The organism is Gordonia sp. G4 (assembly GCF_057770005.1).
This window is the reverse complement of record NZ_CM173442.1, coordinates 4,139,396-4,158,741: the sequence shown is the minus strand read 5'-3', so window position 1 is coordinate 4,158,741 and position 19,346 is coordinate 4,139,396. Positions and strand designations below refer to the sequence as shown.

Genomic DNA, 19,346 nt, shown 5'->3' with positions numbered 1-19,346 from the left:
GGGACCAGTGACTCAGCGTTCGTCGAACGCGTCCACGATCCGCTGGGCGGCGAGCGCCGGGGTCAGCGATCCGTCGCGCAACTGCTGCTCGACCTCGCCGCGGATGCCTCGGACGGCGGGCGAGTCACCGAGCCGGGACAGCACGATGTCGTTGACCATCGCCCACGTCCAGTCGATCTGCTGCTGATTGCGTCGTGCGGTGAACTCCCCTGCCTCGGTGAGTGTCTCGTTGTGACGTACGACGGTCTTCCAGAACTCGTCCACCCCGGAGTTCTCGATCGCGCTCATGGTGAGCACCGGTGGCATCCACAGCGCATCGTGCGGGTAGATGAGCTTCAGCGCGTTCTTGAGCTCGCGAGCCGCGCCCTTCGCCTCGTTGAGGTGTTTGCCGTCGGCCTTGTTCACGACGACCACGTCGGCGAGTTCGAGCACGCCCTTCTTGATGCCCTGCAACGAGTCTCCGGTCCGGGCGAGGGTGAGGAACGTGAACGTGTCGACCATGTTGGCGACCGTCACCTCGGACTGGCCCACGCCCACGGTCTCCACCAGCACCACGTCGAACCCCGCGGCCTCGACCAGCACGATGCTCTCCCGGGTGGCCTTGGCCACGCCGCCGAGTGTGCCCGACGTCGGCGACGGCCGGATGTAGGCGTTCTCCGCCGTCGACAACCGGCCCATCCGGGTCTTGTCGCCGAGGATCGAGCCCCGCGTGCGCGTCGAACTCGGGTCGACGGCGAGCACCGCCACCTTGTGACCGAGCTCCAGCAGATGCATGCCGAGCGCCTCGATCGTCGTCGACTTGCCCACGCCGGGGACACCGGTGATGCCGACGCGGAACGACTTTCCCGCGTGCGGCGTCAGCTTGAGCAACAGCTCTTGGGCGGCCGCCCGATGGTCGGCGCGCTTGGACTCCACGAGCGTGATCGCGCGCGCCAGATCGGCGCGGCGATCGGCCAGTACGGCATCGGCCAGCGCGTCGACGTCGATCTGACGTCGAGGTTGGACCGCCATCAGTTCGCGGTCGCCCCGGGCAGCTCCAGGCCGAGGGTGTCGGCGAGCTTGCCGATGAGTTCCACGGCCGAGTCGGCGATGACCGATCCGGGCGGGAAGATCGCGGCGGCGCCGGCCTCGTACAGTTCGGCGAAGTCACCGGGCGGGATCACGCCGCCGACGACCACCATGATGTCCTCGCGGCCGACCTCCTTCAGCGCCTCCCGCAGGGCGGGAACCAGCGTCAGGTGTCCGGCGGCCAGCGACGACACACCCACCACGTGCACGTCGTTGTCGGCGGCCTGTGCGGCCACCTCCTCGGGCGTGGCGAACAGCGGGCCCACGTCGACGTCGAAGCCGAGGTCGGCGAACGCGGTCGCGATCACCTTCTGGCCGCGGTCGTGCCCGTCCTGACCCATCTTCGCGACCAGGACACGCGGCTGACGGCCCTCCGCCTCGGCGAACTGGCGCACGGCCTCGATCGCCGCGTCGATGTTGCTCACCTCACCCGCCTCATGTCGATACACACCACTGATCGTCTTGATCTCCGCCTGATGCCGACCGTAGACCTTCTCGAGCGCCTCGGAGATCTCGCCGACCGTCGCCTGATGGCGCGCGGCCTCGATGGCCAACGCCATCAGGTTGTTCTCCAGGCCGCCTTCCGACGACGCGGCGGCGCGCGTGAGATCGGCCAGGGCCGCCTCGACCGCCGCCGAATCGCGCACCGCGCGCAGTCGGTCCAGCTTCTCGAGCTGCTCGGCGCGCACCTTGGAGTTCTCGACCTTGAGGACCTCGATCTCCTCGTCGTCGGCGACCTGGTACTTGTTCACGCCGACCAGCGGCTGCTGGCCCGAGTCGATACGTGCCTGGGTGCGTGCCGCGGCTTCTTCGATTCGCAGCTTCGGCAGGCCCTCGTTGATCGCCTGCGTCATGCCGCCGGCCTCTTCGACCTCGCGGATGTGCTTGCGCGCCTTCTGCGCGAGCTGATGGGTCAGCCACTCGACGTAGTTCGAACCGGCCCACGGATCGATCGGCCGCGTGGTGCCCGACTCCTGCTGCAGGAGCAGCTGGGTGTTGCGCGCGATCCGCGCGGAGAAGTCCGTCGGCAGCGCGATCGCCTCGTCGAGGGCGTTGGTGTGCAGCGACTGGGTGTGCCCCTGGGTCGCTGCCATCGCCTCCACGCACGTGCGGGCCACGTTGTTGAACACGTCCTGGGCGGTCAGCGACCATCCCGAGGTCTGCGAATGTGTCCGCAGCGAGAGCGATTTCGCGTTCTTCGGCTCGAAGTCGGCGACCAGCTCACTCCACAGGAGGCGTGCCGCCCGCAGCTTGGCGACCTCCATGAAGAAGTTCATGCCGATGCCCCAGAAGAACGACAGTCGCGGGGCGAACTTGTCGATGTCCAGACCGGCCTCGAGCCCGGCCCGGATGTACTCGACGCCGTCGGCGAGGGTGTAGGCGAGTTCCAGATCGGCCGTCGCCCCGGCCTCCTGGATGTGGTAGCCCGAGATCGAGATCGAGTTGAACTTCGGCATCTTCTGGCTGGTGTACTCGAAGATGTTCGAGATGATCCGCATCGACGGCTTCGGCGGATAGATGTAGGTGTTGCGGACCATGAACTCTTTGAGGATGTCGTTCTGGATGGTCCCGGCCAGCTTCTCGGGCGGCACACCCTGTTCCTCGGCTGACACGACGTAGAGCGCGAGGATCGGCAGCACGGCGCCGTTCATCGTCATCGACACCGACACGCTGCCGAGGTCGATGCCGTCGAAGAGCTGGCGCATGTCGAGGATCGAGTCGATGGCCACACCGGCCATGCCGACGTCACCGGCGACGCGCGGGTGATCGGAGTCGTAGCCGCGATGCGTGGCGAGGTCGAACGCGACCGACAGCCCCTTCTGCCCGGCCGCGAGGTTGCGTCGGTAGAAGGCGTTGGATTCGGCGGCGGTCGAGAAGCCGGCGTACTGGCGGATGGTCCACGGCTGATTGACGTACATCGTCGGGTACGGGCCCCGGATGAACGGCGCGGCACCGGGAACCGAGTCGAGCGGGTACGGATGCTCGGCGTCGTCGAGGACGGCGTCGCGTTCGGCGCGCGTGTACACCGGCGTGACGTCGATCTGCTCGGGGGTGTTCCAGGTGACCTGGTCCACCGAGTAGCCGTGCGCGGAGGCCAGTTCCCCGGTGACGGCGGCCGCGGACCCGGAAGGTCCTCCGGCAGCGGCCGGGGCGGCGGGCTGCTCCGATGACAGCCCGATTCCGGCGAAACTCGGGATCGACTGTGTCAGATCGGGTTCGGTCTGGGTCATGCCGTTGCTCCCGCCGTCTTCAGGGATGTCGAGACCAGCTCGTCGAGGAGGTCGCCGAGGGTGCTCACCGCGTCGATGCCCACCCGCAGTGAACCGTCGGGCCGATCGTCGCCCTCGGGCCACTCCCGGTCCGGTCCGGCGAGCAAGACCTTCGACAGCCCGGCCGCCCGAGCGGCCGCGAGTGCCGCGGGCCCCTCCTCGGCGTACCGCGCCTTGGTGCCGCAGAGCACCGCGATCGGGGTGTTCGCCCCGGCCACCGCGTCGCCGACCTTGTCCGCGGTCAGTGGGCCCGGGTTGACGACGGTGATCCCGCCGGCCCCCAGGAAGTTCGCGACGAAGGTGGTGCGCCCGTTGTGTTCGGCGACGCTGCCCAGCGGGATCAGCAGGATCGACGGCCGCGCGCCGTGCTCGGCGAGCACGACGTCGGAACGATCGCGCAGCGCCTCGAAGGCGCGTCCGATCCGCGCGAGGCGTGGCGTCCCGGTGACGACGTCGGTGACCGCCGAGGCCGGCGCCCCGGTCGTCTCCGACAGTGCGCGTTCGTCGATGTTGGGGAATTCGTTGACGCCGGTGACCGAGATCCGACGATGCGCGACCTCGGTGTCGCGGCGTGCCAGTGAGGCGTCGACCTTCTCGGCGATCCAGCCGGTGTCGAGCGCGGCGCGGTATCCGCCGGCGGCCTCGACCTCGGTGAACGCCGCCCAGGCGTTGGTCGCGAGGTCGTCGGTGAGGGACTCGACGAACCACGAACCGCCGGCCGGATCGAGGACACGTCCGATGTTGGACTCCTCGAGCAGCAACAACTGGGTGTTGCGGGCGATACGACGTGAGAACGACGCACTCGAGGTGCGCTTGTCCGCCGGGATGGTCGCGTCGTAACCCAGGACGGTGAGCTGGTCGGCACCGCCGACACCGGCTCCGAACGCCGCGATGGTGCTGCGGAGCATGTTCACCCACGGGTCGCGCTGGGAGTACATCGACAGGTCGGTCACTCCGTGGGTCAGCGCGCCGCCGGCCTCGGGTGCACCGAGCACCTCGGCCACCCGGGCCCAGATCTTGCGCAGCGCACGGAATTTCGCGATCGTGGCGAACTGGTCGTCGTCGGCCGAGACGCCGAAGGTGATCTGACCCAGCGCCGCCTCTGCCGACAGGCCGGCCGCGGTGAGGTCACGGAGATGGGCGACCGCAGCCGCCACCGTGAGGGCCAGTTCGAGGCCGTTGTCGGCACCCGCGGTGGCGAAGTCGCTTCCGTCGACGCGGAACGTGCGCACGCCGACGGGCAACCCGGAGGCCGCGAGCCCGGTCGCCTCGTCCGGATCGACGGTGGGTCGACCGGAGAAGGCGGCCGTCAGCGGCGACAGACCGAAGGAATGAACGGTGGCCGCGGTCGGAGCGGCGGCGACCGGTGCGGCCTGCGCCTGCTCCTTGAGGGACAGCAGCTCGCGGGCCGCCGCGATCCCCTCGGTGCCCGCGTCGAGGGTCACCGGCACCAGATCGAGGTAGACGCCGCGCAGCGCGGTCGCGAGGTCGGCGACCCCGAGCCCGTCACCGGGCCTGCTCACCGAGAGCCAGAGGCCGCTCGTCCCGTTGGACATCGCCTCGAGGATGAGCTCGTTGAGATCCTCCGCAGCGGTCGCGTCGTCGCCGAACCTCTCGGTGACGCGCCAGCCGGTGGTGACGTCACGAGCGGGGTCGGCGCCGCGGACGAACGGGAAGCGGCCGGGCACACCGGGTTCGGCGAGCTCGTCGCGACGCGTGTACAGCGGCCGGATGGTCAACCCGTCGGCGGTGTCGGTCGAGAGCAGCGCCTCGGGCGTGTCGGGCAGCTCGTCGACGTCGACACGTCGCGACTTCGCCAGAACGGCCGCCGCGGCCGTGGACCAGGTCTGGTAGGCCTGATCGAGTTCTGGGTCCGTTGTGGGCTGGTCAGTTTGCTGTGGCATGTGGGGAAGCACACCTCCGTGAATGCACTGTGATGAGCGCGTAGACGACACTAGCCGATCGCTCGCTCGGCTCGGCGTCGAGGTCGGCGTGACATGGCGCACTCGACGGAACCGGTCCACCGCTGTTGTCCAGAGTAGAGTGTCCGGGTGTCCGATCCCTCCACTGTCAGCGAAGACGTCGCCGACGCGACCGGGGACGACGCCGGCGGTGTCGCGGACGCCCGGACGACCGGTGACGGCCGGGCCACGTCGGCGGATCGCCGGGGATTCGATCGTCGGGTCATCCGCCGGGCACTGGTTGTCGCAGCGCTTCTCGCGGCCGTCCTGGCCGGGTCCTACTTCGTCCCGCTGCCCTCGGTCGCGAGCGTGCGCGACTGGGGCGCCGACCTGGGACCGGCCTTCGTGTGGTTGTTCTTCCTCGCCTATGCGGTTATCACCATCGCCCCGATCCCGCGTTCGACGTTCACCGTCATGTCCGGGATCTTCTTCGGGCCGCTCGTCGGGTTCGCGGGTGCGATGATCGCCTCCTCGATCGCGGCGGTGGCCGCCTTCGCCCTGGTCCGCAGCGTCGGGCGTGATCGCGTGCAGCCGTACCTGAAGAGCCCGGTGGTCCGCGCGGTCGAGTACCGGCTGGAGCGTCGCGGATGGTTGGCGGTCGGTTCGCTGCGGTTCATCGCGGTCTGCCCGTTCTCGGTGGCGAACTACTGTTCGGCACTGTCGTCGGTGCGCCCGGTGCCGTACACGGTGGCCAGCATCCTCGGCATGGCGCCGGGCACCGCCGCCGTGGTGATGCTGGGCGATTCGCTGACCGGCGACACGCATCCGCTTCAACTGGCGGTGACCGGAGGTCTCTTCGCGATCGGCATCGCGGGCCTGGTCCTGGACTCCCGCTTGCCCGTGGCGAACGCGACAGCAACAACCCCTCGGACTTGATCGTCGTCGATCAAGTCACCGGCGTTGATCAATCCAGTTGTAGGGCTTGATTCTTGTAGATCAAGTACATAGCCTTGAACGATGTTCGTTCTCACCGTCGACCAGCGCGGAAGCCGCCGCGACATCGACCGTGTCGACACCGTCCTCGCCGCACTCGACGCAGTCGACACGGTGCGGCAGTTCGAACGCACCGCGGGCGATGAGATCCAGGGCATCCTCGCCGACCCGGTGGCCACCGCCCGACTGGCCGTCGAACTCACCGCCGACGGGCACTGGAGCGTCGGCATCGGCGCCGGGGCGGTCGACGAGCCGCTCCCCCGTCCACCCGCGCCGGGCGCGGACCCGCCTTCGTCCATGCCCGCGACGCCGTCGAGGCCGCCAAACGGCAGCGGGTCCCGCTCTGCGTCCGCGGCACCGACACCCGCTGGTGCCGTCATGCCCAGACCGCCGGGCGACTCATCGCCGACGTCATCACCGCTCGCAGTTCCGCCGGCCGCGAGGCGGTCGAATTGATGCGCCGCGGGCTCACCCAGGTCGAGGCCGCCGCCGAGCTCGACATCACCCCGCAGGCGATGAGCCAACGCCTACGCGCAGCGGGATGGGACCTCGAGTCCGATTCCCTCGATCTCGTCGCCGACGCGCTCGCCGAAGCGGACCGACACACCCCGACCGGAGGATCGGAATGATTATCGCCGCGGTCGTCCTCCTCCTCGTGACCGCCCTGACGACGCCGATCTGGTCTCTCGCGACGCGGAAGCGACGCCGCGAGGCGCCGGAGGCCGTCGTGCGCAGGCTCGACGTGATCGGGGCCGTCGTCCTCCTGGTGCCGGCCGCGGTGGCCGCCGCCCTCGCCGCCGCGGCCGGCCCGGCCACCGGCTTCCTCGCATCGGCCGTCCCGGTCGTCGCCGCCCTCGCCGCGGTCACCGGCGGTGGACCCGTGGTCCGGACGGTTCTCGTCGCCGGTGGCGTCGGCGTGCGCCCGGACACCGGATCCGACGCTCCGGGGCGCCGGACCACGAGCCCGGGAACGACGCCGACACGCCCGATTCGACCGAGAACCCTGGTCCCGGGCCGGCCGGGACCGGCGAAGGCGGACCGCTCCGCGGCGGCCGGGTCATCGGATATCTCGAACGTCTCGCGGTCGTCACCACACTCATGGCCGGGTGGCCCGAGGGCCTCGCGATCATCCTCGCCGTGAAGAGCCTCGCCCGCTATCCCGAACTCCGTGCGCCGCACGCCGCCGAGCAGTTCATCATGGGCACCTTCGCCTCGGTGATGTGGGCGGTCGGGATGGCGGGCATCGAACATCTCCTCACCCACTGACCTGGCACGACCACCTCAGCATCTGCGGCCCGAGGGCCGTCGCGGACAACCAGAGCGTGCGTTGGTCACAGCCAGCGCTGACAGACAGACTTCACCTCGACAGCCAGACTTCGATCGAAGTCCATCGGTCGAGTTGAGGTCTGCCGGTCGCGGCGCGACCACCGGCGCCGGCCATCTGCTGCGACTCAGGCCGCCTCCGCGGATCGCGATCCACTGACTCCGGACCCACCGGTCGGCCGGTTCCTTCGGATCAGGACGGTTCGGTCGGTGCGGTGTCCGGCTGCTCGGGCGGGGCCCAGCCGGCATCGGCGAGTTCAGCCGGCTCGGACCCCACCGGCGGCACATGGCGGGAGGCCCGCGCCGCGCGAGCGGTGATCTCGGGGGCCACCGGGGTCCGGGCCACGGCCTCGGCCTCGGCGACGGCCTGGGCGACCTTCGGATCGGACGCTAGGGAGAACCAGTCCTCGGTCTCCGACTCGTCGACCTCGGAGGGCGGTGAGTCCGCCGGTTCGTACCGGAACACACCGTCGTCGCCCTGCACACCGAAGGACTTGGCGAAACCCTGCAGGGCCGAACCGAAATCGGAGGGCACCACCCACACCTTGCTGCCCTCGCCCTTCGCCATCTCGGGCAACTGCTGCAGGTACTGGTAGGCCAGCAGCTCCGGGGTCGGCTTGGCGGCCTTGATCGCGGCGAAGGTCTTCTCGATCGCCTTCGCCTCACCCTGCGCGTTGAGGTACGACGCCGCGCGCTCACCCTGCGCGCGCAGGATGCGCGACTGCCGTTCGGCCTCGGCGGCCAGGATCGCGGCCTGCTTGGCACCCTCGGCGGCGAGGATCTGCGACTGCTTGTTTCCCTCGGCGGTCTTGATCGCCGACTCGCGCTGGCCTTCGGCCGAGAGGATCGTCGCCCGCTTCTCGCGGTCGGCCTTCATCTGCTTCTCCATCGACTCCTGGATCGACGGCGGCGGCATGATCGATTTCAGCTCGACGCGTGCGACGCGGAGTCCCCAGCGGCCGGTCGCCTCGTCGAGCACGCCGCGCAGCTGACCGTTGATGGAATCGCGGGACGTCAAGGTCTCCTCGAGCGTCATCCCGCCGACCACGTTGCGCAGTGTCGTGATGGTCAGCTGCTCGACGCCCGCGATGTAGTCGTCGATCTCGTACACGGCGGCCCGCGGGTTGGTGACCTGGAAGTAGACGACGGTGTCGATGGACAGGGTCAGGTTGTCCTCGGTGATGACCGGCTGCGGCGGGAACGACACCACCCGTTCACGGACGTCGACGCGGGCACGGATGCGATCGATGAACGGCAACAGCAACGTGAGCTGTCCGGACACGGTTCGTGTGTAGCGGCCCAGCCGCTCGATGACCGCTGCCTCCGCCTGCGGGATGAGCGCCACCGACTTGACCAGGATCACCACCACGAGCAACACGAGCAAGACGAGGACGGTCAGGCCGAAGATCTCGTACTCCATGGTCACCTTCCTGCGTTGTCGTTCTCGGCGGTCCGCACTGCTGGTGCCGCAGCGCTGCACGTCTCAGGCGCGAAACACCACCGCGGTCGCGCCGTCGATCTGCACGACGGTCACGTGGGTTCCGGGTTCGAGCACCTGGGACGGGTCCATCGCGCGGGCCGACCACACGTCGCCGTCGATCTTGACGCGTCCGTCGGTGGCGTCGACCTGTTCGGTCACGACCGCCGGTCGTCCCTCGAGAGCCTCGGTGTTCATCAGCACCGCGGGTCGGTTGAGCATGTGGCGGCGGGCCACCGGACGGATCGCGACGAGTAGCAGCACCGAGACGAGCGCGAAGACGAGACCGTCCACCCAGAGCGGTGGCTCGAAGACGAAATCGACGCCTGCGGCGGCGAGTGCACCGCCGGCCAGCATGAGCAGGACGAGTTCGCCCCCGAACATCTCCGCGACCGTCAGGACGATCGCGGCCGCCAACCACAGCAGGGCGCTCACGCGTCCAGTCTGCCAGAGATGCCCGGACCGGCCTCGCCGCTCGCGACCCGGATGAACCGCCGGCGGCGTCCGGCCGACGGCGTCAGCTGGGTTCTTCGGCCGCGGTCACGAAGTCGATGAGTTCCTCGACCGAGCGCAGGAGATCGACCTCGAGGTCGCGGAAACTGCTCACGCCGTTCAGCACTCGGCGCCAGCCGGCGCGGGGATCGCCCCAGCCGAGCTCGGTGCACACCCCCGTCTTCCAATCCGTGCCCCGCGGGATCCGCGGCCACGCCCGGATGTCGACGGAGGCAGGCTTCACGGCCTCCCAGACGTCGATGTAGGGATGCCCGCACACGAGGACGTGCTCACCCAACTCGGCGGTGAGGAGTGCCTCCTTGGAGCCGGCCACCAGATGGTCGACGAGTACCCCCGCCCGACGGTGGGGCGCCGGCTGGAATTCGTCGAGCGCCGCGTCGAGGTTGTCGAGGCCGTCGAGACTGACCACGACCACGCCCTCGGCGCGGAGGTCGTCGCCCCACACGCGTTCGAGAAGCGTTGCGTCGTGCACCCCCTCGACGAAGATCCGGCTTGCGCGGGCCGTACGCGCGCGGGCACGGGGGGCGGCGCGCGAACCCGACGCCGTCGTGGCCGGCTTCTGTGGGCCCCTGGTGCGCGGCCGCAGGAGCGTCACCGGCCGCCCGTCGATCAGGAACGCGCCCGGGTGCATCAGGAACACCCGCGTCTGACCCCGGCGATCCTCCAGACGCACCAGGTCGCCGGCGTAACTCTTCTCGAGTCCGACGACCGCACCGCAGAATCCGGTGGCGGCGTCCTCGACGACCAGGTCTCGCTCCGCCGCGACCTCCGCGGGACGCGGCTTCGCCCGGCGGGGCTGAGAGAGCACGTCGCGACCGTATCGGTCATCCATCGCACACCACCTTCTCGATCCGTCTTCTCGCCGCCGCGGTGGAACCCGTTTCGGTGGCGCACACACCCTAAGCCCCGGCGACTCCGACCACCGGGTTGCCACGCCCGGCCCGGCCGTCGGCCCCGGCGGTATCCTGGCATCTTGATGAATCGCAGCCTCTTCTCCTCGACCGTCGCGTGGCCGACGTGTGCACTCGGCGCATGGTCGGCCGCCTGGCTCACCGGTCGTTGCTCCCCCGACGACGTGATCGAGGCACTCGCGGAATCCGCCGACCGGCACGCGGTGCGGTGGCCGGACGGGCCCGGAACACCGGACGAACGGGTGTCGCCCGCAACGGGTTCGGCGAACGGCGTGCTCGATCTCCTCGCGCTTCTCCGACCGGCGCGGCGCCTCGTGGTCCGCCTGCCGTCCACGGGCGACCCCCAGGGTCTGCCGCCTCATCCCGCGACGTCGGCCGCCCTCGGCGCGGGCGAGGTGCTGCTCGTCGACGACGCGTCGAGCACCGGCACCCTCGCACTCGTGCCCGCATTCACCGCGCGGGCGTCCGCCGCGGAGGCCACCGACCCGCCGTTCGTCTCGTGCACATGGTCGGCCTACCGCTACGACGCCGCACTCGACCTCGGACACCTCGTGTCCGCCGGACCCAGCGCCGGTGACCTGGAATACGAACTGCGCCAAGCTGTTCGGGATGCGACCTCGATCATCGGCGGGCTCGGCGGACGCCGGACGGCCGACGCGACCGATCTCCGGACTCAACTCGCCGCGCTCACCTCACGGCACCGGGTCGCCCTGCCCCCGCACATCCTCGACGCGCGTTCGACCCGTCTGATCGACACGGCCGCGCAGGTCGAGGCCATCGTCGACCTCGCGGGCGCACGCAGTGTCGAGATCGGCGACACTGCCGGACAATGGGATTCCGGCGACGCGACCCTTCGTGGACTGCAGGTGCTGACCCGGACGGCGCGTGCCGCCGCGGTCAACCAGACGATCCTCGAACTGCTGCGCCGCTGAGTCCCCGACGTCGTCGCCGACCTGTCACACCCGTGGCCGTGACGGAGGTGGTTCGGAGACGACGCCGTACGGGTTGCCTGCGTCTCTACCGACCGCGGCCGGCAGGACTCGCCGACGACCTCGGACGAGCCGCGGGCACACAACAGTTCTCCCGGCACGTGCGGCCGTTGTCGGCGCACCCCATCGCGGAGAGATCACCGAGCCCCCCGGCGTAGGCCTCCACGAACTCGCCGATCATCGAGATGAAACGCGGGTCGGCACCCACGGTGTCGGCGCGCGCATAGTCCATGCCCAGGCGTTCGGCGACCTCGGCGGCCTCGTTGTCGAGGTCCCAGATCACCTCGAGATGATCGGAGATGAACCCGACCGGGTACACCACCACTCGCCGGACCCCCTCGGCGGCAAGGTTCTCCAGATGATCGCAGATGTCCGGCTCCAGCCACGGGATCTGCGGTGGACCCGACCGCGACTGCCAGACCTGGTCGAAGTCGGTGATGCCGAGCTCGTCGGCGACCGCCTGCGACGCGGCCATCACCTGACGCGAGTACAAGCGCCCACCGTCCGCTGCGGGACCCGACGCGGCGTCGGCCGAGGTCGGTACCGAGTGGGCGGTGAACACCAACCGCGGCGTCTCGTCACCGGGCCCGAGGGTGTCCAGCGCGCGGCGCACCGCATCCGCCCCCGCCGCGACGAACGCGGGGTGCGACCAGTACTGGGGAAGCTTGCGCAGCACCACCGCGCCGTCGGGTCCGGCGCTCGCCGGCACACGTTCGGCCAGGGCCTTGCGCGCGCGGTCGATGTCCTCGTGGTACTGCCGGCATCCCGAGTAGCCGCCCCACGCCGACGTCGGGAACACGAGGATCCGGCGGTGTCCGGCCCGGTACATCTCTTCCAGCGTGTCCTCGACCATCGGGTGCCAGTTGCGATTTCCGAAATACACCGGGAGGTCCACACCGCGTCGGTCGAGCTCACGCCGGAGCGCGTCGATCATCTCCAGGTTCAGGCGGTTGATCGGCGAGACACCCCCGAAATGGAGGTAGTGCTCGGCCACCGACTCGAGCCGCTCGCGCGGGATTCCCCGACCGCGGGTGACGTTCTCCAGGAACGGCATCACGTCCTCGGGTCCGTCCGGCCCGCCGAACGACAGGAACAGGACGGCGTCGAAAGGAGCCGAATCGGTCGGAGTGGGGTCGACGGGTGCCGCATTCCCCGGTGCTGACGAGCTCATGAGCCGGTGGTCATGCCCTCCGGGAACCAGGTGTTGTGGCTGGCCCCGCCGTCGACGTAGACGATGGAACCGGTGGTCGCCGGCAACCAGTCGCTCAGCAGCGCACAGACCGACTTGGCGACGACGGTCGGGTCGTCGACATCCCAGCCGATCGGCGACGCGCCGTCCCAGTACTCGTTGAGCATGTTGAGCTGCTTGGCGTCGTCGGTGGCGGTGCCGGCGATGGCCTTCGCGGCCAGGGTCTTGATCGGTCCGGCGGCCACGAGGTTCGACCGGACGTTCTTGGCGTTGCCCACTTCCCGCGCCACGTACCGGTTCACCGACTCCAGGGCCGCCTTCGCCACGCCCATCCAGTTGTAGTACGGCATCGCGGTGCGGGGATCGAAGTCCATGCCGACGATCGAGCCCCCCTCGTTCATGGCGGGGAGCACGGCGCGCGCGAGCGAGGCGTAGCTCCACGCCGAGATCTCGAAGGCCTTCGCGGCGTCGGGGCCGGGCCCTTCCAGGAACGGCTTGGCCTCGGGACCCATCAGCGTCCGGGGCGCGAAGGCGATCGAATGCATGACGCCGTCGATGCCCTGCGGCGCCAGCTCGGTGATCTTCCCGGCGAGCGCGTCGAGGTCGTCCTCGTTGGTGACGTCGAGCCCGATCGCGGGCGGCACCTCCTTCGGCAACCGCTTGGCGATCCGGTCGATCAGCCGCAGGCGCTCGGGGATGCCGGTGATGATGACGGTCGCGCCCTGCTCCTGCGCCATGGCGGCGGCGTGGAAGGCGATCGACGCATCGGTGATGATGCCCGTGATGAGGACGGTCTTCCCGTCCAGGATTCCGCTCACGTAGATGTGCTCCTGAGATCGACGTTGATTGACGTGTCGTGCAGCCGCGCGGTGCGGGTCGGTCAGTGCCCCATGCCCATGCCGCCGTCGACGGGCAGGACCGCACCCGAGATGTAACCGCCCTCGTCCGAGGCGAGGAAGCTGATGGCGGCGGCGACGTCTTCGGGCTTGCCGGTACGGCCGAGCGGGATCGCCTGCTTGGCCATCTCGATGTAGCGGTCCTCCATCGACGCGGTCATGTCCGTCTCGATGAACCCGGGCGCGACGACGTTGGCGGTGATGTTGCGCGAGCCGATCTCCCGCGCGATGGAACGCGCCATACCGATCAGGCCCGCCTTCGAGGCCGCGTAGTTCACCTGGCCGGGGATACCGGACATCGCGACCACCGAGCCGAGGAAGATCATCCGCCCCCACTTGGCGCGCTGCATCCCCTTGGTGGCGCGCTTGGCGCAGCGGAATGCCCCGGTGAGGTTCGCGTCGAGAACCTTCTCGAAGGATTCCTCGGACAGTCGCATGAGGAGCATGTTCTCGGTGATCCCCGCGTTGGCCACGAGGATCTCGACGGGTCCCTGGTGCTCCTCGACCTCGGCGAAGGCGCGGTCGACCGACTCCGAGTCGGTCACATCGCACTTGACGCCGAACAGGCCGTCCGGGGCTCCGGAACCGCGATGGGTCACCGCGACCCGGTGGCCGTCGGCGGCCAGGCGCTGTGCCACGGCCAGGCCGATTCCGCGGTTGCCGCCGGTGACCAAGACCGAGCGGGAGGGATTCTGCGCTTCGTTGCTAGCTGCCGTCATGGGTGTTCAACCTATCCGTTCTCGTTGCGGGGGTGGCATCGCGGTGGCCCGCTCGGGCCGGGACGACCCCGGCGCCGTGTCAGTGTGGGCCGCTCGCTTCCATCCCGGCGCCGGCAACCCGACTCAGGGCAGCCGGCGGTTGATGGCCAGCGCGGCGAACGCCGACACCAGCGCGAACAACGTACCCGCGATCAGCCACGGCTTCGAATTGTCCCCTCGACGGGTCTCGTAACCGATCTCGTCCTGGAGCTGCTCGTAGACCTTGTTCAGTTCGTCGAGGCTGGCCGCGGTGAAGAAGTCGCCGCCGGACAGGTTGGCGATCTTGCGCAGCGAGTCGTCGTCGACGGGGACCGGCACCCGGTCACCCTCGAGTTCGACGGTGCCCGTCCGGGTGCCGAAGGAGATGGTGGAGACCGGGATCTTCTCCTCCTTGGCCTTGCGGGCCGCGGTGAAGCCACCGCGCGGGTCGTCGGGATCGTCCGGGACGGTCTCCTTGCCGTCGGACAGCAACACGACGCGGGCGGGCGGCGCCCCTTCGGTGCCGCCGAGGACCGCGTTCAGCGTGCTGATCTGCTGGAGCGCGGCGAAGATGCCCTCACCGGTCGCCGTCTTGTCGTCGAGCCGCAGCTTGTCCACGGCGACCTTGGTCGCGTTGTGGTCCGGTGTCGGCGACACCAGGCTCGCCGCGGTCCCGGCGAACGAGATCAGTCCGAGGTTGATCCCCTCGGTCAGCTCGTCGGCGAACTTCTTGGCCGCCTCCTGTGCCGCGTGGATCCGCGAGGGCGACACGTCCGTGGCATTCATCGACCGCGACACGTCCATGACCAGGACCACGGTCGCCTTGTTGCGCGGTACCTTCCGGTCCGCCTGTGGGCCGGAGAGCGCAACCGTCAGCAGGATCAGCGCGATGATCAGCAGCGCGATCGGCACGTGCCGCAGCCGGCCGCGGTCGGCCGGCGCGACCGACTTCAGCAGGTCGAGGTTGGCGAAGGTCAACGCGCGTTGCCGGCGGCGGCGCAACATGTACACGTAGGCGACGCCGAGCAGCACGACGACCAGGAGCAGCAGCAACCACCAGGGACTGGACAACATCGGCCTACCCCACCCCCGCCGCCAGCCCGCGGCGGCGTCGTGCGACGAACTTGACGGTGTCGGCGATCCATTCCCGGTCGGTGCGCAGGGTGAGGACCGAACCGCCACAGCTCCGCAACGTGCGGTGTACCCGTTGCTGGTGAGCCGCGGCCGCGGCCGCGAAGTCGCGCCGGAGGTCCTCGGTGATCGTCACGTCGTGGATCTCGCCGGACTCGGCATCCGCCAGGGTGACCTCCCCGATCGCCGGGAGGTCGAGGTCACGGGGGTCGAGGACCTCGACCGCCAGCAGTTCGTGATGGGCGCCGATGGCGCGTAGCGACCGTTCCCAGTCGATGGGCCCGAGGAAGTCACTGATCACGACGGCGAGGCCGCGCCTGCGCTGGGGCCGGCGAAGCGCCTCGATACCCGCCTTGAGATCACCGCGCACGCCGGGTGAACTGCGCCGGGTGGTGGCGATGGCCTTCAGCAGGTTCTGGGCGTGCGCGCGTCCGGCCCGGGCCGGCACCCGCACGATGTCGTCGCCGGTCACCACCAGCGCACCGTGCCGGTTGCCGCCGCCGGTCGTGAGGTGGACCAGAGCCGCGGCCGCCGCCACCGCGAGGTCGCGTTTGGTGCAGTCGACGGTGCCGAAGTCGAGACTGGCTGAGGCGTCGACCACGAGCCACGTCTCGAGCTCCCGGTCGGCGATCATCTGTCGGACATGGGGCTGGGTGGTGCGGGCGGTGACCGACCACTCCATGCGCCGGACGTCATCGCCCGGCTGGTAGGCCCGTGCCTCCCCCGGTTCCGAACCCGGTCCGGGGATCAGCCCGAGGTGCTCGCCCTGCAGCACGCCGTCGAGCTTGCGTCGCACGGTGAGCTCGAGCATCTTCAGTGCCGCCGTCAGTTGCGGCTCGTCGAGCAGACCGGCGCCGAGCCGCGGGAGGTCCCGGTTAGCCGCCATACTGAGGCGAATTCCGGTTCGCCGGGGCCGAATTCGGGTCCAGCGGGCCGGCGGACTGCGAGACCTGTTGTCCTGCATAACCGTTCGGCCCGTGCCCGGCATTGGGCGCCTGTGCCTGCCCGGCGGGGTACTGCCCCTGCGGAACGGGCTGCGCGCCGACCTGCGGCAGTCCGACCGTTTGCAGGACCCGGGCGATGACCTGATCGGCATCGATCTCGTCGGCCAGTGCGTCATACGACAGCACCAGACGGTGGCGGAGCACGTCGGGCATGATCTCGACGACGTCCTGCGGGATCACGTAATCGCGCCCGCGGACCAGCGCCAGCGCCCGGGCGGCGGCCACGATGCCCAGCGTCGCGCGCGGGGACGCGCCGTAGGACAACCAGGACGCGACGTCGTTGAGGCCGAGCTCGGCCGGGCGGCGGGTGGCGTTGATGACTCGGACGACGTAGTCGACGAGGGCGTGGTGGACGAAGACGTTCGCCGCGGTCCGCTGCAGACGGAGCATCGCCTCGGGGTCCAGGACCTGGGACGCGGTCGGCGGGACGTTGCCCATCCGGTAGACGATCTCGCGCTCCTCCTCCACCGACGGATAGTCGACGAGGACCTTGAACAGGAAACGGTCCCGCTGCGCCTCGGGCAGCGGGTAGACGCCCTCGTTCTCGATCGGGTTCTGCGTCGCCATCACCAGGAACGGATCCGGCATCGCATACGTCTTGCCGCCGATCGACACATGACGCTCGGCCATCACCTCGAGCAGGGCGGACTGCACCTTCGCGGGTGCGCGGTTGATCTCGTCGGCGAGCAGGAAGTTCGCGACGACCGGGCCGAGTTCGGTGTCGAACTCCTCACGGCCCTGCCGGTAGATACGCGTACCGATCAGGTCGGTCGGCACCAGGTCGGGGGTGAACTGCACACGGGAGAACGATCCGCCGACGACGCGGGCGAACGTCTCGACCGCGAGTGTCTTGGCGACGCCGGGCACACCCTCGAGCAGGATGTGGCCACGCGCGAGGAGTCCGACGAGTATGCGCTCGACGAGCTGATCCTGGCCGACGATGACTCGCTTGACCTCGTAGATGGCCCGCTCGAGCAGGGCGACGTCGGCGTCGCTCAGCACCGAGTCCGCTCCTGCCGCCGCGGGATTCCCCGTGGCCGCCTTGCCGAGGGAGTGCGATTCGGTCAACCCGTGCTCCTGTTCCTCTGGACTGCTGTTCCGTCGAACCACGATGCGTCGGCCCGTGGGCGCGGCCGCGATCGCGCAGCGCGCAGGCGTCGACCCCGCGTGTCTGTGCCAGCCTAGCCGTGTGAACTGAAAAGGTGCCAAGAAGACTCGGCGGGTGTCGGTCGTTCACGAGCCCCGCCCGAATCGTCGGCTGTCAGAGCAGACGCACCACGTTCGGCATCGCGCCGTCGGTGCGCAACGGCGACACCTTCACGACGTCACCCGACTGCGGTGCCTCGACCATCTTGTTGTCACCGAGGTACAGCGCGACGTGTGCGCTCGCGTTCGGGCCGTAGAAGATCATGTCGCCGCGACGCATCTGCGACAGCGGGAACTGCGGACCCGAGGTGTACTGGTAGCCCGTGTAGTGCGGCAACTCGATGCCCACGCCGGCGAATGCGTAGATCATCAGGCCCGAGCAGTCGAAACCGATCTTGTTGTAGTCGCCGTAGCTGTCGGCGACGCCGCCGTCGCGGATGCCCTGCGTCGGCCCGTTGGCGTCACCGCCGCCCCAGGCGTAGGGCACGTTGAGCTGCGAGAGCGCGCGGTTGACGGCGATCTCCACGGCCTGCGGGCCGCGCAGTCCGGGACGGACCATGCCGCCTCCGCCGCCACCCCCGGAGGAACTGCCGAACAGGGTGCCGAGGCTCCCGGAACCGATTCGCGCACTGAGGGTGTCGCCCCCGCTGCTGCCGGTGAGGTCCGCACCCCCGATGCCGAGTTCGTTCAGCAACTCCGACTGGGGCAACTGTTGCTGACCGACGAGCCCCGCGAGGATCGACTGACCGACGTCGAGGGCCAGGCGTGCGGCGGCCTCGGCCGCGACGGCGAGTGCCTGGTTGTCGGTGGCGGGGGTGGCCGGCAGCGCCTTCAGGGCTCCCTCGGCCGACGGACCCGTCGGGAACAGGTTGGTGAGCAGATCGCTCGCCGACGGCCCCTCGACCGTCTTCTTCGGGACGTATCCGCGAATGGTGTTGAGGCGCTTCTGCACCCGGTCGCGTTCACCGATCAGCGTGGCCTTGCGCTTCTGCTGGGTCGCGATGGCCGTCTTCGCCTCGGTGACCGCCGCCATCGCATCGATCTTGCGCTGCTCGGCACTCTTGGCCGCGAACGATGCCTGCCGGCGGGTGGCCTCCACGGCGGCGAGGCGGTTGGCCTTCTGATTGCGTGCGACCTGCAGGCGCCGGATCATCTCCTGCTGCTTCTTGCCGACCTGGTCGATCAGCTTCATCCGGTCCAGCACGGCCTGCGGGTCTTCCGAGGACACGTAGTTCGACATCGAGCCCTGCTCGGGACCCTGCTGATAGGCCAGACGCGCGAAGCGGTCGAACTCCTTCTGCGCGTCGACGACGGCCTTGCTCGAGCGGTCGAGTTCGGTCCGGGCTCCGCGCGCGGCGACCGTGGCCAGGCGACGCTGCGCGAGTGAGTTCTGGAAATCGGCGATCGACCGGTTCACGTTCTCCTGACGGGCCGCGAGCGCCTGGTCGAGGTCGGCGATGTCCTGGTTGACCGTCGCGATGCGGTTGATCAACCCGGAGATGGGCGACTCGGGCGTCTTCTTCGGTGCCGCGTCGGCATGACCCGCGCCGACCGCGCAGATGAGTACGACAGCCAGGGCCGCCGAGACGCGCGCCGGCCACGACGCACCAGTTCTTCCTCGCCTCACCTGGAACTCCTCGCGGTATGTGCGGGGATCTTGCGATCCCCGGCCCGGCGATCGTCCGGGTTGTCGAGAACCGCGGCGATCACGCACTGCACTTACGTCACAAGGGACCCTGCAGGGGACACAGGCATCACACGTGACATCAGAACCGTACGTCACATCAACCACACGCGA

General features: G+C 69.5%; 17 protein-coding genes and 1 pseudogene. 5 read left to right on the top strand and 13 right to left on the bottom strand.

The window, feature by feature from the left end:
* Window positions 1–12: 12 nt before the first annotated feature.
* From meaB to AC3B5T_RS18705, 3 genes are read right to left on the bottom strand one after another with little or no spacing between them, the layout of a single operon-like run.
* Window positions 13–1,011, bottom strand: coding sequence for a methylmalonyl Co-A mutase-associated GTPase MeaB (meaB, locus tag AC3B5T_RS18715; RefSeq protein WP_014926707.1), 999 nt, complete (start codon window positions 1,009–1,011; stop codon window positions 13–15).
* On the bottom strand, window positions 1,011–3,299 hold the full coding sequence (gene scpA / locus AC3B5T_RS18710) for a methylmalonyl-CoA mutase (protein WP_055474598.1): 2,289 nt from the start codon (window positions 3,297–3,299) through the stop codon (window positions 1,011–1,013). Before scpA ends, meaB begins: the two co-directional genes overlap by 1 nt.
* Window positions 3,296–5,242: a methylmalonyl-CoA mutase family protein gene (locus AC3B5T_RS18705; protein WP_010841053.1), complete on the bottom strand. Its 1,947-nt coding sequence runs from the start codon at window positions 5,240–5,242 to the stop codon at window positions 3,296–3,298. The genes scpA and AC3B5T_RS18705 overlap by 4 nt, the downstream gene beginning before the upstream one ends.
* Before the next feature lie 147 nt (window positions 5,243–5,389).
* Between AC3B5T_RS18705 and AC3B5T_RS18700 the strand changes: the two genes are divergently transcribed.
* The 4 genes and pseudogenes from AC3B5T_RS18700 (at window position 5,390) to AC3B5T_RS18685 (ending at window position 7,498) form a co-directional block, all read left to right on the top strand.
* Entirely contained in the window at window positions 5,390–6,175 is a 786-nt protein-coding gene (locus tag AC3B5T_RS18700) for a TVP38/TMEM64 family protein (RefSeq protein WP_055474599.1), read from the top strand.
* 81 nt (window positions 6,176–6,256) lie between these two features.
* Window positions 6,257–6,861 (top strand): annotated as a pseudogene (locus AC3B5T_RS18695) (hypothetical protein).
* Complete coding sequence (locus tag AC3B5T_RS18690) at window positions 6,858–7,373, top strand: hypothetical protein (protein WP_488357812.1); 516 nt, start codon at window positions 6,858–6,860, stop codon at window positions 7,371–7,373. The pseudogene AC3B5T_RS18695 and the gene AC3B5T_RS18690 overlap by 4 nt, the downstream one beginning before the upstream one ends.
* Window positions 7,370–7,498 carry a hypothetical protein gene (locus tag AC3B5T_RS18685; protein WP_488357811.1) on the top strand — a complete coding sequence of 43 codons (129 nt, stop codon included), beginning with the start codon at window positions 7,370–7,372 and terminating at the stop codon, window positions 7,496–7,498. Before AC3B5T_RS18690 ends, AC3B5T_RS18685 begins: the two co-directional genes overlap by 4 nt.
* Window positions 7,499–7,748: 250 nt before the next feature.
* Here AC3B5T_RS18685 and AC3B5T_RS18680 read toward each other — a convergent pair whose 3' ends face one another.
* The 3 genes from AC3B5T_RS18680 to AC3B5T_RS18670 form a co-directional block, all read right to left on the bottom strand.
* Window positions 7,749–8,975: an SPFH domain-containing protein gene (locus AC3B5T_RS18680; protein ID WP_010841049.1), complete on the bottom strand. Its 1,227-nt coding sequence runs from the start codon at window positions 8,973–8,975 to the stop codon at window positions 7,749–7,751.
* Window positions 8,976–9,038: 63 nt separating this feature from the next.
* Complete coding sequence (locus AC3B5T_RS18675) at window positions 9,039–9,467, bottom strand: NfeD family protein (RefSeq protein WP_010841048.1); 429 nt, start codon at window positions 9,465–9,467, stop codon at window positions 9,039–9,041.
* A gap of 82 nt (window positions 9,468–9,549) precedes the next feature.
* Window positions 9,550–10,377, bottom strand: coding sequence for a DUF3097 domain-containing protein (locus AC3B5T_RS18670; RefSeq protein ID WP_055474602.1), 828 nt, complete (start codon window positions 10,375–10,377; stop codon window positions 9,550–9,552).
* 144 nt (window positions 10,378–10,521) lie between these two features.
* Here AC3B5T_RS18670 and AC3B5T_RS18665 point away from each other — a divergent pair, with 144 nt between their 5' ends.
* A complete protein-coding gene (locus AC3B5T_RS18665) occupies window positions 10,522–11,388 on the top strand; it encodes a hypothetical protein (RefSeq protein ID WP_055474603.1) in 867 nt (288 codons plus the stop codon).
* An 85-nt stretch (window positions 11,389–11,473) separates the two neighbouring features.
* On the opposite strand, the gene AC3B5T_RS18660 is transcribed toward AC3B5T_RS18665, so the two are convergent.
* The 7 genes from AC3B5T_RS18660 to AC3B5T_RS18630 all read right to left on the bottom strand — a co-directional run bounded on the left by AC3B5T_RS18660 (window position 11,474) and on the right by AC3B5T_RS18630 (window position 19,175).
* On the bottom strand, window positions 11,474–12,616 hold the full coding sequence (locus AC3B5T_RS18660) for a ferrochelatase (protein ID WP_055474604.1): 1,143 nt from the start codon (window positions 12,614–12,616) through the stop codon (window positions 11,474–11,476).
* Window positions 12,613–13,452 (bottom strand): NADH-dependent enoyl-ACP reductase InhA, encoded by an 840-nt coding sequence (gene inhA, locus AC3B5T_RS18655; protein ID WP_004019121.1) that lies wholly within the window; start codon window positions 13,450–13,452, stop codon window positions 12,613–12,615. The genes AC3B5T_RS18660 and inhA overlap by 4 nt, the downstream gene beginning before the upstream one ends.
* 62 nt (window positions 13,453–13,514) lie before the next feature.
* On the bottom strand, window positions 13,515–14,249 hold the full coding sequence (gene fabG1 / locus AC3B5T_RS18650) for a 3-oxoacyl-ACP reductase FabG1 (RefSeq protein WP_010841043.1): 735 nt from the start codon (window positions 14,247–14,249) through the stop codon (window positions 13,515–13,517).
* A gap of 123 nt (window positions 14,250–14,372) precedes the next feature.
* On the bottom strand, window positions 14,373–15,341 hold the full coding sequence (locus AC3B5T_RS18645) for a VWA domain-containing protein (protein WP_010841042.1): 969 nt from the start codon (window positions 15,339–15,341) through the stop codon (window positions 14,373–14,375).
* A 4-nt stretch (window positions 15,342–15,345) separates the two neighbouring features.
* Window positions 15,346–16,284, bottom strand: a complete 939-nt coding sequence (locus AC3B5T_RS18640) for a DUF58 domain-containing protein (RefSeq protein WP_055474606.1) — start codon at window positions 16,282–16,284, stop codon at window positions 15,346–15,348.
* On the bottom strand, window positions 16,274–17,470 hold the full coding sequence (locus AC3B5T_RS18635; RefSeq protein ID WP_055474607.1) for an AAA family ATPase: 1,197 nt from the start codon (window positions 17,468–17,470) through the stop codon (window positions 16,274–16,276). The genes AC3B5T_RS18640 and AC3B5T_RS18635 overlap by 11 nt, the downstream gene beginning before the upstream one ends.
* A 193-nt stretch (window positions 17,471–17,663) precedes the next feature.
* The gene (locus AC3B5T_RS18630; RefSeq protein WP_055474608.1) at window positions 17,664–19,175 is read right to left on the bottom strand and encodes an NlpC/P60 family protein; all 1,512 of its coding nucleotides are present in this window, start codon (window positions 19,173–19,175) and stop codon (window positions 17,664–17,666) included.
* Window positions 19,176–19,346 lie beyond the last annotated feature (171 nt).